12 protein-coding genes and 1 other RNA gene are annotated in these 13940 nt (G+C 68.4%); 6 read left to right on the top strand and 7 right to left on the bottom strand.

The window, feature by feature from the left end; all coding sequences use genetic code 11:
* Nucleotides 1-144: 144 nt before the first annotated feature.
* Nucleotides 145-567 (bottom strand): ferric iron uptake transcriptional regulator, encoded by a 423-nt coding sequence (gene fur, locus AB3X07_RS09300; protein WP_179565169.1) that lies wholly within the window; start codon nt 565-567, stop codon nt 145-147.
* Between the two features lie 103 nt (nt 568-670).
* On the opposite strand from fur, the gene AB3X07_RS09295 reads away from it, so the two are divergent.
* On the top strand, nt 671-1069 hold the full coding sequence (locus tag AB3X07_RS09295; RefSeq protein WP_369944209.1) for an outer membrane protein assembly factor BamE: 399 nt from the start codon (nt 671-673) through the stop codon (nt 1067-1069).
* A 21-nt stretch (nt 1070-1090) separates the two neighbouring features.
* On the opposite strand, the gene AB3X07_RS09290 is transcribed toward AB3X07_RS09295, so the two are convergent.
* Both AB3X07_RS09290 and AB3X07_RS09285 read right to left on the bottom strand, forming a co-directional pair.
* Nucleotides 1091-1345, bottom strand: coding sequence for an RnfH family protein (locus AB3X07_RS09290; RefSeq protein WP_369944704.1), 255 nt, complete (start codon nt 1343-1345; stop codon nt 1091-1093).
* Nucleotides 1346-1350: 5 nt separating this feature from the next.
* A complete protein-coding gene (locus AB3X07_RS09285; RefSeq protein WP_369944208.1) occupies nt 1351-1782 on the bottom strand; it encodes a type II toxin-antitoxin system RatA family toxin in 432 nt (143 codons plus the stop codon).
* 61 nt (nt 1783-1843) lie between these two features.
* Between AB3X07_RS09285 and smpB the strand changes: the two genes are divergently transcribed.
* Nucleotides 1844-2347 carry an SsrA-binding protein SmpB gene (gene smpB / locus AB3X07_RS09280; protein WP_369937944.1) on the top strand — a complete coding sequence of 168 codons (504 nt, stop codon included), beginning with the start codon at nt 1844-1846 and terminating at the stop codon, nt 2345-2347.
* Between the two features lie 682 nt (nt 2348-3029).
* Here the strand turns inward: smpB and AB3X07_RS09275 are convergent.
* Nucleotides 3030-5417: a S8 family peptidase gene (locus AB3X07_RS09275; protein WP_369944702.1), complete on the bottom strand. Its 2388-nt coding sequence runs from the start codon at nt 5415-5417 to the stop codon at nt 3030-3032.
* Between AB3X07_RS09275 and AB3X07_RS09270 the strand changes: the two genes are divergently transcribed.
* The 4 genes from AB3X07_RS09270 (at nt 5380) to AB3X07_RS09255 (ending at nt 8304) form a co-directional block, all read left to right on the top strand.
* A complete protein-coding gene (locus tag AB3X07_RS09270) occupies nt 5380-5943 on the top strand; it encodes a hypothetical protein (protein WP_369944868.1) in 564 nt (187 codons plus the stop codon). The two genes, AB3X07_RS09275 and AB3X07_RS09270, sit on opposite strands and share 38 nt — an antisense overlap.
* Before the next feature lie 77 nt (nt 5944-6020).
* Nucleotides 6021-6372, top strand: a transfer-messenger RNA (tmRNA) gene (ssrA, locus tag AB3X07_RS09265).
* 623 nt (nt 6373-6995) lie between these two features.
* A complete protein-coding gene (locus tag AB3X07_RS09260; RefSeq protein WP_369944207.1) occupies nt 6996-7169 on the top strand; it encodes a hypothetical protein in 174 nt (57 codons plus the stop codon).
* A gap of 118 nt (nt 7170-7287) precedes the next feature.
* Nucleotides 7288-8304 carry a sensor domain-containing diguanylate cyclase gene (locus AB3X07_RS09255; protein ID WP_369944205.1) on the top strand — a complete coding sequence of 339 codons (1017 nt, stop codon included), beginning with the start codon at nt 7288-7290 and terminating at the stop codon, nt 8302-8304.
* A gap of 145 nt (nt 8305-8449) precedes the next feature.
* Here AB3X07_RS09255 and AB3X07_RS09250 read toward each other — a convergent pair whose 3' ends face one another.
* From AB3X07_RS09250 to AB3X07_RS09240, 3 genes are read right to left on the bottom strand one after another with little or no spacing between them, the layout of a single operon-like run.
* Nucleotides 8450-9901 carry an efflux transporter outer membrane subunit gene (locus tag AB3X07_RS09250; protein WP_369944203.1) on the bottom strand — a complete coding sequence of 484 codons (1452 nt, stop codon included), beginning with the start codon at nt 9899-9901 and terminating at the stop codon, nt 8450-8452.
* On the bottom strand, nt 9895-10629 hold the full coding sequence (locus AB3X07_RS09245; protein ID WP_369944202.1) for an SDR family oxidoreductase: 735 nt from the start codon (nt 10627-10629) through the stop codon (nt 9895-9897). The genes AB3X07_RS09250 and AB3X07_RS09245 overlap by 7 nt, the downstream gene beginning before the upstream one ends.
* A gap of 31 nt (nt 10630-10660) precedes the next feature.
* On the bottom strand, nt 10661-13834 hold the full coding sequence (locus AB3X07_RS09240; protein ID WP_369944201.1) for an efflux RND transporter permease subunit: 3174 nt from the start codon (nt 13832-13834) through the stop codon (nt 10661-10663).
* Between the last annotated feature and the right edge of the window lie 106 nt (nt 13835-13940).

Below are 13940 nucleotides of genomic sequence, written 5' to 3'. Positions count from 1 at the left end.
CGGAAGTCCCTCCTAAACTTCAGCCTGCCTGTCGCAGCCCCCAATGGTAAGCAACCTCAGCTGCGACCAACGGCGCCGGCTCCGCATCGCGCTTGCGGCCATACCACAGGCGAGGTTCGAGATGCCCCGCCCAGGCGCCGCGCCTCAGCCCTTCTTGCCGGCCGGGCGCTTGCTGCGCACGTACAGCACCAGCGAGTGCTCTTCCAGCTCATAGCCGTGATCGGCGGCGATCTTGCGCTGCAATTCCTCGATCTCGGCGCTTTCGAACTCGATGACGTTGCCGGTGTCCACGTCCACCATGTGGTCGTGGTGGCCGCCGCGGTCCAGTTCGTACACCGCCTGGCCGCCTTCGAAATTGTGCTTGAGCACCAGCCCGGCCGCCTCGAACTGGGTCAGCACCCGGTACACCGTGGCCAACCCGATCTCGTCGCCGTGGTCCAGCAGCTGGCGGTAGATCTCCTCGGCGGTCATGTGGTGGCGCGCCGATTTCTGCTCGAGCAGCTCCAGGATGCGCATCCGCGGATGCGTCACCTTCAGGCCGACTTTGCGCAGGTCGTGGGATTCCATGGCGTCTCCGTTCATAGCTGGTTTAGCGCCAGCTGCCTGGGAATGGGTCGCGGCGGTCGTCAGAAGTGTATCATCGACCTGATTTCCCTCAGTACTGTCCCCGATGCGCAATCTCTTGCTGGTCGCCGCTGTTGCCCTGTCCACCGCTGGCTGCGGGATCATCTACAAGCAGCCCATCTATCAAGGCAACCTGATCAAGCAGGGGGCCGTCGACCAGCTCAAGGTCGGGCAGAGCAAGCAGCAGGTCAGCGCGTTGCTGGGCACGCCGTCGATTCCGGATCCGTTCCACGCCCAGCGCTGGGACTACACCTCCACCGAGCGCGTCGATCGCCTGGGCAAGACCGAGATCAAGAACTTCGTCGTGTACTTCGACAACGACACCGTGACCCGCTGGGAAGGCGACTATTTCCCGGACCGCGATTCGGAACTGGCCAAGAACAGCGTGCGTCAGTTCGGCCGCAACCTGGCCAAGGACAAGAAGAAGCAGCGCCGCGGCGAGTAAGCGCGCAGTGGCGCGGCGGCGCTAGCGCGGTTTCGCGCGCCGGCGCCGCGCTTCCTTCGGATCGGCCAGCAAGGGCCTGAGCAGTTCCACCCGGTCGCCGTCATGCAACGGTTGGTTCGGCGCGGCGATGCTGCCATGCACCGCGCAAGGCATTCCTGGCGTGGCTTCGGCCAGATCGGCCGCCGCCACGGCATCGGCGACGGTGGCGCCATCGGGCAGGTGCAGGTCGCGCGCGAGGAAGCGCTCCGGCCAGGCCAGCACCACCTGGACCCGCAGCCCGCTCACGGGTCTTCGCGGTCGGCGACGCGGACGAAATCGTTGACCATGCGGTCGGCCAGGCTCTGGAAGCCCAGCGCCAGCGCCGGCCCGAGCAGTCGCGAGGCCGGCTCGAAGTCCAGCATCAGGCTGACCTTGCTAGCCTGGTCGCTGAGCCCCTGGAACTCCCATTGGCCCTGCAGGCGCTTGAACGGGCCATCGCGCAGCAGCATATCGATGCGGTCCGGGCGTTGCAGCCGGTTCTCGGTGGTGAACCAGGTGCGGAACGAGCCAAGCCCCAGGTCCAGCCGCGCCACCACCAGCTGGTCGCTGTGCTCGAGCACGTGCGCCGCATCGCACCAGGCGAACCGGCGCGGATAGGCGGCGACATCATTGACCAGGTCGAACATGCGCGTTGCGGGGTGTTCGACCAGGGCGCTGCGGCGGATGATAGGCATTCGGTGCGGGGAAAGTGGACCAAGACGTTCGGGAGGACCCCGAATCGGAGACAATAGCAAGATGAGCAAGAAACCCGCCAAGGATAAAGCAAACGGCGCGACGGCCAACAAGACCATCGCGTTGAACAAGCGCGCGCGCCACGAATACCACCTGGAGGACCGCTACGAGGCGGGCCTGGCCCTGCAGGGCTGGGAGGTCAAGTCGATCCGCGCCGGCCGCGCCAACATCGGCGAGAGCTATGCGTTCGTGCGCCAGGGCGAACTGTTCCTGTTCGGCGCGCAGTTCACCCCGCTGATCCAGGCCTCCACCCACGTGGTCGCCGACGACCGCCGCACCCGCAAGCTGCTGCTGCACCGGCACGAGATCGACAAGCTGATCGGCCGGGTCGAGCGCGACGGCTACACCCTGGTGCCCACCGCGATGTACTGGAGCAAGAACAAGATCAAGCTCGAGATCGCGCTGGCCAAGGGCAAGCAGGACCACGACAAGCGCGACGCCGCCAAGGACCGCGATTGGGCACGCGACAAGCAGCGGATCATGCGGCGGCATAACAAGAATGCCTGAGGGGCGGGGATTGGGGAGTCGGGAGTTGGGATTCGCAACCGCGGACTCCCTGCTTGGCCCCACGTTCCCGCCCGTCCAGGCTTTTCTCTGGCAGCGGCTTAAGCCTTGAGACGCTAAGCTCGGGGTTGGGATTGGGAAGCCAGCGTTGGAGAGTCGCAACAGCGGCTCTCACGCGCACAAGCTCAACCGCGAGCGCAGCGCAGTGACGCCGAAATTCAGCGGCTGCAAGAGCGCCTCGGCGGCATGAATCCACTGGTGGGAGCGGCTTCAGCCGCGACGCGACGAAATCGCGGTACTTCGGACGCGACGGTTTCAGAAGGCGCGCCAGCGCGCTTCATGCCCTCATCCCGAAACTGGCACTCATCCCCACGCGGAAAGCAGATTCCCATATCAAAGGCGATGCGGCCTGAGAACCGCTTTGCCAATCCCTACTCACGAATTCCCAATCCCGACTCACGGCGTCGCGGCTAAGCCGCCCCCACGAGGAAGGCCGTGCCGCCCAGGGAGCCGCCGTTGCGAATCCCCACTCCCGAATCCCCAATTCCGGCCTCACCGCGTCGCGGCTAAAGCCGCTCCTACAGGGGAGGCCGTACCGCCCTCGGGACCGCCGTTGCGAATCCCCAATCCCGAATCCCCAGCTTTTCAGCAGCCGAATGGCTGATCATCCCGGCCCCACACTCACTCACGTCCCACCAAGCATCCGCATCAGACTCGGCAGTCCGCTGCCCTGCATGTAGCGATCGCGCTGCAGGTCCAGGCACTGCGCCAGCACCAGTTGCTTGACCCGGTCCGGGGCGCCGATGAATTCGCGGCGCGCCGACAGGAACGCGGCGAGCAGCCCGGAGACGTGCGCCGCGGCCATGCTGGTGCCGCTCATCTCCACCATCCAGGTGCCTGGCTCGTCGAGCGCGAAGGCATGGTGCGCCGACAGGATCTTTTCGCCCGGCGCGACCAGATCGGGCTTGTAGCGGCCATCGGCGGTTGGGCCGCGCGAGGAGAAATACGAAATGCCATAGCTGTGCGGGCTGCTCTTGTGCACCGAGCCTACCGCCAGCGATTCCTCCAAGTTTGCGGGGTCGCCGATGCTCAGGTCCAGGTTCAGCGGGTAGGCCTCGCCATCGCCCTGCATCAGCCAGGCCAGGCCGTCGTTGCCGGCCGCGATCACCACCACCACGCCCTGCCGCCAGAGCCGGCGCAGTTCGTTGCACAGCGGGGTGAAGCCGCAACCGTAGCTCTCGGCATCGAAGTAGCCACCCAGGCTCAGGTTGACCCCGTGCACCACCAGTTCGCCGGCACGCTCGTTGAGTTCGGCCACCTGCTGCACGCCCTTGATGATCCAGGAGTCGCGGCCGTTGCCGTCGTCGTCCAGCACCTTCAGCCCGTACAGCCGCGCCAGCGGCGCCATAGCGGCGAACTGCAGCGGCGCTGCAGCCAACGCGCCGGGCAACGGCGCGGCGCATTGCCCGGCGATGATGCCGGCCACGTGGGTGCCGTGGCCATTGCCGTCGAGGGTGTCGAAGCCGGCCTCGCCCGGGCGCAACGCGCGCGGACGTCCACGCTGGGTGCAGTCCCATTGGGCCAGCACCGTCGGCGGCTGCCCGGCGGCGTGGAAGTGCGGATGCGCCGCGGCGATGCCGCTGTCCAGCACCGCCCAGCCGATGCCGGCGCCTAACGCGCGATAGGCCACCTGCGCCGCGTCCACCTGGATAGTGCTGCGCGACTGGTAGATCAGCGCGCGCTTGCCGGCATCACGCCACAAACGCTTCAGGTTGAGGTCGCGATAGCGCTCGCGCAGGCTCTCGATCTCGAACCGGGTCAACCGCGCCGAGACGTAGCGCTGCAGGGTGTCCTCCAGTTCGATCTGCGCATCCAGCGCCTCGCCGTGCAGGCCCGTGGAGGCCTCGGTGAGCGTGCGCAACGCGGCGATCAGCTCATGCTTGCGCTGCGCCGGATCGCCGGCCTCGGACAACCGCTCCAGCTCGATGAGTACTTCATGCCGATAGTCTGGCGCGCGCGCCTCCAACTGGTCGGACAGGTCCTTGATCAGTACCGGATGCGCGATCGGCTGATCGAAGCCCACCCCCACCGCGCGCCGCACCTCGGCGCGCACGTCGGGGATGGACAGGTAGCCGGCGGCGGAATGCGGGTTGTGCTGCCAATCCGGGTTGATCTTCGACCCGGCGATGTTGTGGAAGCGGCCAGCGGCATCGGCGATGTCGTCGCCGAGATCGTCGTCCAGGGCCACCGGGTCGCGCCGCTCGGCGACGTTGACCCAGCGCGCCACGCAGGGCGGAAACGGCAGCTTCGGCGTGCCGGTCCACGCCTTGAACATGCTGCGCACCACCGGCAACCCCAGCGGCGAGCCGAGCGTGAGCAGCAGCGACACCTCGCACTCCTGCGGCTGCAGCTCGCGCAGCACGTCGTAGGCGATCAGCGAGCCCTGGCTGTGCGCGATCACCACGAACGGGCCACCGCCGGCGCGGATGCGCTGCAGCAGGCTCTCGCGCATCTGCGTGCGCCGCGCCGGCACGAAGAACAAGTCGTGCACGTCCTGCAGCAGCGCCGCGGAGATCAGCTTGAGCAGCGCGCGGTTGAGCACGTCGATCACACCCTGCGCATGTACATCGGCGGTCGCCGCGGCTGGTGCCGGCGCCGCAGTCTCCACTTCGTCCAGCAGTTGGTGCAGCCGCGCGCGCTCGGCGTCGCTACCGGCCAGCGTGTCGGCGAGCTGGCGTAGATCGGCCAGTTGCGGAACCACGCCCAGCGCGCTCAGCACGCGCTGCTCGGCCTGGTTCAGCACCGGCCCGCGGTCCTGATCCTGGCAGTCGCCCGGCTCCGGCGACGGATAGCGTTCGCGGTTGACCCAGTAGGCCATGCGTGTGCGCTCGCCCATCGCGCGGCCGAACAGGGCACGGTCCCACTGGCAGCGCAACACCTCGGCCGGCGGCTTGTTGCCGATGCCGTGGATGTAGACGACCGTGCGCGCCCTGCCCTGCGCCAGCGAGCCTTCGCCAGTGGCCTTGGGACGGGGCATGCGCGCCGCCGGGACGAGCGGCCCGGCGGCGGCCATCGCGGCGTCGGCGTCCACGGACGCAGGCGCTGCGCGCCTGGTCGCGGCGGTCGGATTGGGATTGCGCCGCAACGGCGCGGCGGATCCGGCCTTGGTGACAGCGGCGTCCGCGGAAGCAGGCCGCGTGTATTTGGCCGCACCTACCGCGCTGGCGGTCTTCGCCACTCGCGACTTGGGCGCCGCAGGCTTGGTACTGGCCGACGTCGCCACACGCTCCCGGCCGCGCTTGTCCGCACTGGCGGCCGTTTGTTTGGTGGACTGCGCGCGGGTCGGCCTGACAGCGCTCTTGTTCGGCGGCGCCGCCTTCCTGGCCGCGTCGCCCCGCTTCGCCGGCGGCGCGGGGTCGGCAGCGTTGGTCGTATTCGATGATGCCGCTTGTTCGGTGGACGCGGTTGCCGCGGTCGCACGCTTGCGGTCGCGCCCGCCGCCGGGCGTGCGCTGTTGCCTGGTCGCCATCGCGATGCTCCATGTGGGGGAGAGCCCTCGGAACGTGCCCGGTGCCGGCCGCCGAGTGAAGCCAGCTTAAGCCGCCCCAGTCGCAAGACTTGTGACTGCCCTCCCCGATCCCTACACTGTGCGACGTCAGCGTTTGACGTTGTCCCCGGGGGTGCACTGGTTTCGACGGGGGTTGCAAAATCGCTTGGCGCATGCCGAGGGGGCAGCTTTCCTCGTAAATCCAGCCGCAAACTTATAGTTGCCAACGACGACAACTACGCTCTGGCCGCTTAAGGCCTAGCCCCGAAATCGCTTGTGTCCGTGCTCGCGACGTAGGGTCATTATCACGGAATCGCCGGTGGTGGCTGCCTGTCAGCCATTGGCTAAATAAAGCAGGCTGGTCCCGGGATGCGCTTCGCACATCGTGCTGTTCCGGGGCGAGATCCAACGATGAGCTAAGCATGTAGTGCCGGGGATGGAGTGCCTTCGGACGGCGGTTCGATTCCGCCCACCTCCACCATCTTGAGAACCCCTGATTTATCAGGGGTTTTTTATTGCCCGGCGTTTGCCACGCGACCGGTTTGCCCACTCCAATCGCCGCGTACAGGTGCCCTGACGCTCCACCATGTTTCCTTCGGCGTCCGCGACCTCATCTACCGACGGCCACCGCGAGATGCGGGAAAACGCGTCCGATTGAAGATGCCATCGCGTCCACGGCATGCGCCATCAGCTCTACGCTACCGCGGCACCGCCTGCTAGTGAGCGAGCCTTTCAGGCCAATGCGCCGATCTCCGATCGCAGCGCGGCGCATACCGCCACCGACTGGCGTATCGCGAACGCCCTGGACGTGGACGGACACACAAACGCACCGGCAGGCGAGGCGCCTGCCGGTGCACGAGGAAAGATGGTCCAGCCGCGGATGCCTGCATCCTTGAAGCAGCCCCGGAATGACCTCGGCCGCACAGCTGGTGAACATATGATGGGTCGGCAGGCGTTACGATGATGTCCTCGCGGCGTGTCCGCACGGTGTCACAACCGGCAGGCGGCACGGCACGAAGGGCGTGCATGGCCGCGACAGCGGCGACATCCCCATCACGCTCGGCCTGTACGGTATTGCCCTCGATTCGCCGACCACGGTGCGCCATGCAATTGACCCGCGACCAGCTTCGCATCCTGCACGACATCCATGCCACCACCCCGGTCAGCGAGGAGGAGGCGAACTGGGCGGTGCGGCAGGGCTATGCCGCGCAGGGCGAGGACGGCGACCTTGCGCTGAAGCCAGAGGGGCTGCGATTGCTCGGCAGCGCCGAACCGTAACCGCGTCGCCACCACGCCGGCCGTTCATGCGCACGCACGCCCCGCTCTACCAGCGCCGCCGGCCAGCGGCCAACGGCCGCCGTCGGACCGTGCGCGCCGACCTGGATCTGCTGCCGCCGTGAGCGTCTCGATGCAGCACCAGTTCCGGCTCGGCCTGATCAGGATCCTCGGGCCGACCACGGCCGGGCTGTTGCTGCTGTTCGGTATCTACCAGTTCTCGAACGCGCAGCCGTGGATGGCCGCGGCCGGAATCGGCGTGGCCGCGCTGGCGGCGCTGGCGACGTGGCTGGCGCTGCGCCGCGCCGACACCCACATGGACGCGCTGCTGGCGCTGAGCTGGCTGCTCGGCAGCGCGCTGGTCGGCCACGCGCTGCATCAGGCCGCGATTCCGTGGCTGTACCTGGCGATGATGAGCAATTTCTTCATCGTCGCGCGCAATGTGGGACTGGCCTGTAACGTCACCTTGATCGTGATCCTGCTGTTCACCTCGAGCGGCCCGGGCGCGATCCCCGGCACCGAACTCGCTTTCTCGCTGATCGCGGTGTCGCTGCTGATCACCGGCCTGGGCTACATGCTGTCGCTGCGCCTGGAGGAGGATCGCCTGCGCCTGGAACAACTGGCGTCGCACGACGCGCTGACCGGGTTGCCGAACCGGCGCATGCTCGAGCGCAGCCTGTCGCAGCGCATGGCCGATCCGCGTCGCAAGCAACGTCGGCACGGGTTGGTGGTCCTGGACATCGACCACTTCAAGGTGATCAACGATCTCTACGGCCACGCCGCCGGCGACGCGACCCTGGCCGAACTGGCGGCGCTGCTGCGCTTCGAGGTGCGCGCGCCGGACGAAGTCTTCCGCTTCGGTGGCGAGGAGTTCGTGGTGGTGGCGCGGCTGCAGTCGCGCCACGAGTTGATCCGCTTCAGCGAGCGCCTGCACCAGGTCGTACGCGAGACCTTGCGCGGTCCCGGCGGCCGCATCACCGTCTCCTTCGGCGCGGCGATGCTGTGCGACGAACTGCATTGGCAGGACTGGTTCTCGCGCGCCGACGCGGCGCTGTACCAGGCCAAGAACGGCGGACGCGACATGTACGTGGTGGCCGAGGACGTGCCGCAGGACGGCCAGCCGCCGCGACAGCCGTGACTGCGCGCGGCGAGGCGGTCTGCGCGAGATAGCGCTCGATGCACGGCAATGCGACCACACCACAGCCAACGTGCCGTCACGTGTACCCCACGCGAGCACTGCGGCGTTGCCGCCGCAGCACCCTCGCCCGCCATCCCGACCGCGATCAGCGCGACCGCGCCATCGGCGCCGATGGCGGCGCCAGCGCCACGTCCTGCGGCATCACCGCGTCCTGGCCCCAGCCGCCCAGCGCCTTGTACACCCGCACCACGCCGACGTTGACCTGCGCCTCGGCGTCGGCCAGCGCATCGTCGGCCGCCAGTTGCGTGCGCTGGCTGTCGAGCAGGGTCAGGAAGTCCTCCGACCCCTCGCGGTAGCGGATCTCCGCCAGCGCCGCCGCGCGCCGTGCGGCCTGCGCCTGATCGACGACGATCGCCAGCCGCGCCTGTTGCTTGGCGTAGGCGGTCAAGGCGTTTTCGGTGTCCTCCAGCGCGCCGAGCACGGTCTTCTCGTAATCGGCCGCCGCACCGTCGGCCTGCGCTTCGCTGGCGCGCAGCCGCGCCCGCACGGTACCGAAGTCGAACGCCGCCCAACTGATCGACGGGGTCAGCGACCAGGCCTTGCTGCTGCCCTGCAGCAGCGAGCCGGCATCGCCGGACAAGAAGCCGACGAAGCCGCTGAGGCTGATCCGCGGAAACAGGTCGGCGGTGGCCACGCCGACCCGGGCGGTCGCCGCCGCCAACCGGCGTTCGGCGATGCGCACGTCCGGGCGGCGGCGCAGCAACTGGGTGGTGTCGCCCAGCGGCAATGCCCGTGCGTAGGCCGGCGTGTCGCGTGGTGCCAACAGCTCATCCAGCGCACCAGGGGTGCGCCCGAGCAGCACCGCCAGGCGATGCCGCGCCTGCGCCTCGCTCACTTCCAGCAGCGGGATGTCGGCCTCGATCGCCTTCAGCCGGGCGCGGCTGCTCTGCACGTCCAGTTCGCTGCCGGCGCCCAATTGCAGGCGGGTCTCGGTCAGGCGCTGGGTATCGCGCAGGTTCTCCAGCGTGGTGCGCGCCACGGCGATGCGCTTCTGCGCGCCACGCAGCTCGAAGTAGTTGCGCGCCACTTCCGCGGCCACGGTCACCTGCGCATCGGCCATGCCGGCCTGCTCGGCTTCCAGGTCGGCGCGCGCCGCTTCGCTGGCACGGCGCTGGCGCCCGAACAGGTCCAGTTCCCAGCCCGCATCGAAGCCGAGGCTGTAGCTTTCGGTCAGCACGCGCGCGCCGCCGGCGTTCGGATCCGGCGCCTTGCCGCGGCTGTAGCTGCCGTCGGCGGTGACGTGCGGCGCCTGGTCCAGGCGCCGCTCGGCGAAGGCCGCGCGGGCCTGGTGCACGCGCGACAGGGCGATGCGCAGGTCGAGGTTGGCGACCAGGCTCTCGTGCACCAGTTGCTCCAGCACCGGATCGTCGAACTGCGCCCACCACGACGCCACCGGCGAGTCGCTGGCGAACACCGGCGCCGCCGCGCCCTGCAGGGTCACCGGCGCCTGTTCCGGCGCGCGGTAGTTGGGGCCGACGCTGGCGCAGGCGCTGAGCAGCGCCAGCGCCAGCGCGCCGATGACAGGACGGATCACCATGGCAGCACCTGGCCGACATGGGTGTAGCTGCCGGTCGGGCCGTCGGCGTCGAGCAGCGCCATCATCACGCTGCTGCGCGCGCCGTCGGCCACCTCCAGCTCGCCCTCGCCGGCATTCATGTCGGTCTTCACGTAGCCGGGGTGGATGGTGTTGACCTTGATCGGGGTGTCGCGCAGTTCGTAGGCCAGCTGCACGGTCCACGCGTTCACCGCGCTCTTGGAGACGTTGTAGGCCGGCACCTTGAAGTCGTAGATCGGCGAGCCGGGCTGGCTGTGCAGCGTCAACGAGCCGAGCAGGCTGGAGACGTTGACGATGCGCGCGGCCGGCGCGGCGCGCAGCAGCGGCAGGAATGCCTGGGTCACCGCGATCAGGCCGAACACGTTGGTGTCGAAAGTGGTGCGCCAGGTGTCCAGGCTCTGCTGCGAGACCGCCAGCTTCATGTCGTCGATCATGATGCCGGCGTTGTTGACCAGGATGTCGAGGCGGCCGTGGCGCGCCTGCACCATCGCCACCGCGGCGGCGATGCTGGCGGCGTCGGTGACGTCCAGGGTCAGTGCTTCCACCGGCAGGCCTTCGCCCTGCAGTTCCAGCGCGGCGGCCGTGGCGCGGGTGGAATCGCGGCCGGCCAGCAGGGTGTGCACGCCGGCTTCGGCCAGCTGGCGCACGGTGTGCAGGCCGATGCCGCGGGTGGCGCCGGTGACGAGGGCGATTTTCTGGGTCGTGCTCATGCGAATGTCCTTGAATGCGGGATGGAAGGGATCAGGCGTGGCTCGGCGCATCGGCGGCGTGCGCCGGCGCATGCGACACCAGCGGACGCCCGGCCAGCTTGCGCAGGGCGACGTAGAACACGGGGGTGAGGAACAGGCCGAACAGGGTCACGCCCAGCATGCCGGCGAACACGGTGATGCCGGTGGCCGAACGCACTTCCGCGCCGGCGCCATGCGAGAACACCAACGGCACGGTGCCGGCGATGAAGGCGATGGAGGTCATCACGATCGGACGCAGACGCAGGCGGCAGGCTTCCAGCGCCGACTCGACGATGCCCTTGCCCTGCAGCTCCAGCTCGCGGGCGAACTCGACGATCAGGATCGCGTTCTTGCACGCCAGGCCCATCAGCACCACCAGCCCGACCTGCACGAACACGTTGTTGTCGCCACCGGTCAACCACACGCCGAACAGCGCCGACAGCAGGGTCATCGGCACGATCAGGATCACCGCCAGCGGCAGCGTCCAGCTTTCGTACAGCGCGGCCAGCACCAGGAACGCGAGCAGCACCGCCAGCGGGAACACCACCAGCGCGGCCTTGCCCTGGGTGGCCTGCTGGTAGCTCAGGTCGGTCCACTCGATCTCCATGCCGTTGGGCAGCACCTGCTTGGCGAGCTGGGTGATCTTGGCCATGGCCTCGGCCGAGGACAGCATGCGCGCATCCGCCTCGCCGGCCAGGTCGGCCGCCGGATAGCCGTTGTAGCGCAGCACCGGGTCCGGACCGAAGCTCTGCTTGATCGTCACCATCGAGCCGATCGGCACCATTTCGCCGGCGGCGTTGCGGGTGCGCAGCCGCGCGATGTCCTCCACGCTCTCGCGGAACGGCGCATCGGCCTGGGCGATCACCTGCCAGGTACGGCCGAACTGGTTGAAGTCGTTGACGTAGGCCGAGCCCAGATAGGTCTGCAGGGTGTCGAACAGGTCGGTCAGGGCCACGCCCTGCGCCTTGGCCTTGACCCGGTCGACTTCCGCGTCCAGCTGCGGCACGTTGGCCTGGTAGGTGCCGATCGGGAAGCTCATGCCCGGGGTCTGCGCCACCGCGCCCTGCATCGCGTTGACCGCGTTCTGCAACGCGCCGTAGCCCAGGTTGGCGCGGTCCTCGATGAACAACTGGTAGCCGTTGCCGTTGCCCAGGCCCAGGATCGGCGGCGGCATGAAGGCGAATGCCATGCCCTCGCCCAGCTGGGACACGCGCTGGTTGATTTCGGCGTTGATCTCCAGCGCGCTGCGATGGCGCTTGGCGAACGGCTTCAAGGTCAGGAACACCACGCCCGTGTTGGGCGTATTGGTGAACTGCAGCGCGTTCAGTCCCGGGAAGGAGATCGCGTGCTCGACGCCGTCGGTCTGCATGGCGATGGTGGTGACCTTGCGCAGCAGCGCGTCGGTGCGTTCCAGCGAGGCGCCTTCGGGCAGTTTCACGCCGGCGATCAGGTACATCTTGTCCTGGGTCGGGATGAAGCCGGCCGGCACCGCCTTGAACATCACGCCGGTGACCGCGAGCAGGCCGAGGTAGACCACGAACACCACGCCGCGACGGCCCAGGATCTTCGACACGCTGCCCTGGTAGCGATCGGAGCTGCGGTTGAAGAAGCGGTTGAACGGACGGAACAGCCAACCGCCGAACAGGCGCTCCATCAGCCGCGACGGCGCGTCCTTGGGCGCGTCGTGCGCGCGCAGCAGGCGCGCGGCCAGCGCCGGCGACAGGGTCAGCGAGTTGATCGCCGAGATCACCGTGGAGATGGCGATGGTCACCGCGAACTGCTTGTAGAACTGGCCGGTCACGCCGGACAGGAACGCCATCGGCACGAACACCGCGCACAGCACCAGCGCGATCGCGATGATCGGGCCGGACACCTCGCGCATCGCCTGGTGGGCGGCGGCCAGCGGACTCAGCCCTTCCTCGATGTTGCGCTCCACGTTCTCCACCACCACGATCGCGTCGTCGACCACGATGCCGATCGCCAGCACCAGGCCGAACAGGGTCAGGGTGTTGATCGAGAAGCCCAGCACGTACAGCGCGGCGAAGGTACCCACCACCGATACCGGCACGGCGATCAGCGGAATGATCGAGGCGCGCCAGGTCTGCAGGAACAGGATCACCACCAGCACCACCAGCAGCACCGCTTCCAGCAGGGTGTGCACCACCGCGCTGATCGAATCGCGCACGAAGATGGTGGTGTCGTACACCGCCTCGTACTTCACGTCGTCCGGAAACTGCTTGGTCAGCGTGTCCATCTCGGCGATGACCTGGTCGCGGATCTGCAGCGCATTGGCGCCCGGCGCCTGGAAGATGCCGATGCCGACCGCGTTCTTGCCGTCCAGCTGCGAACGCAGGGTGTAGTCGCCGGCGCCCAGCTCCAGACGCGCGACGTCGCCCAGGCGCACGGTTTCGCCGTCGGCGCCGACCTTGAGCACGATGTCGGCGAACTCGCGCTCGCTGCGCAGGCGGCCCTGGGCGTTGATCAGGGTCAGGAACTTGCTCTCGGGCATCGGCTCGGCGCCGAGCTGGCCGGCGGACACCTGCACGTTCTGCTCGCGCATCGCCGCGACCACGTCGCCGGCGGTGAGCCCGCGCGCGGCGATGCGCTCCGGGTCCAGCCAGGCGCGCATCGCGTAGTCGCCGCCGCCGAACACCTGCGCATCGCCCACGCCCTGGATCCGCGCCAGCGCGTCCTTGACGTGTAGGCGCGCGTAGTTGCGCAGGTACAGCGTGTCGTACTTGCCCTTGGGCGAGGTCAGGTGCACCACCATCAGGAAGGTCGGCGACTGCTTCTGCGTGGTCACGCCCTGCCGGCGCACATCCTCGGGCAGGCGCGCCTGCGCCTGGGCGACGCGGTTCTGCACCTTGACCGCGGCGTCGTCGGGGTCGATGCCCGGACGGAAGGTGATGGTCATCTGCAGCACGCCGTCGGAGCCGGCCACCGACTTGAGGTACATCATGCCTTCCACGCCATTGATCGCCTCTTCCAGCGGCGTGGCGACGGTCTCGGCGATGACCTTGGGGTTGGCGCCCGGATACACCGTGCGCACCACCACCGAGGGCGGCACCACGTCGGGATACTCGCCGATGGGCAGCATCGGGATCGCGATCAGTCCCGCGGCGAAAATGACGATCGACAGCACGGCGGCGAAGATCGGCCGGTCGATGAAGAATCTGGAAAAGTCCATGGGTGGTGGTCCTGGAAACGGGATGGATCGGGTGGCCGAACGGAAACGCGGGCAATGCGGCGGCGGCGCCGGACCACCGCAGCGGTCCGGCCGGCAATGGCCGGCC

Origin of the sequence: Xanthomonas sp. DAR 35659 (assembly GCF_041242975.1) — a bacterium.
Taxonomy (GTDB): Bacteria; Pseudomonadota; Gammaproteobacteria; order Xanthomonadales; family Xanthomonadaceae; genus Xanthomonas_A; species Xanthomonas_A medicagonis.
Note: the sequence above shows the minus strand (reverse complement) of the source record. Positions and strands in the feature narration are given on the sequence as shown.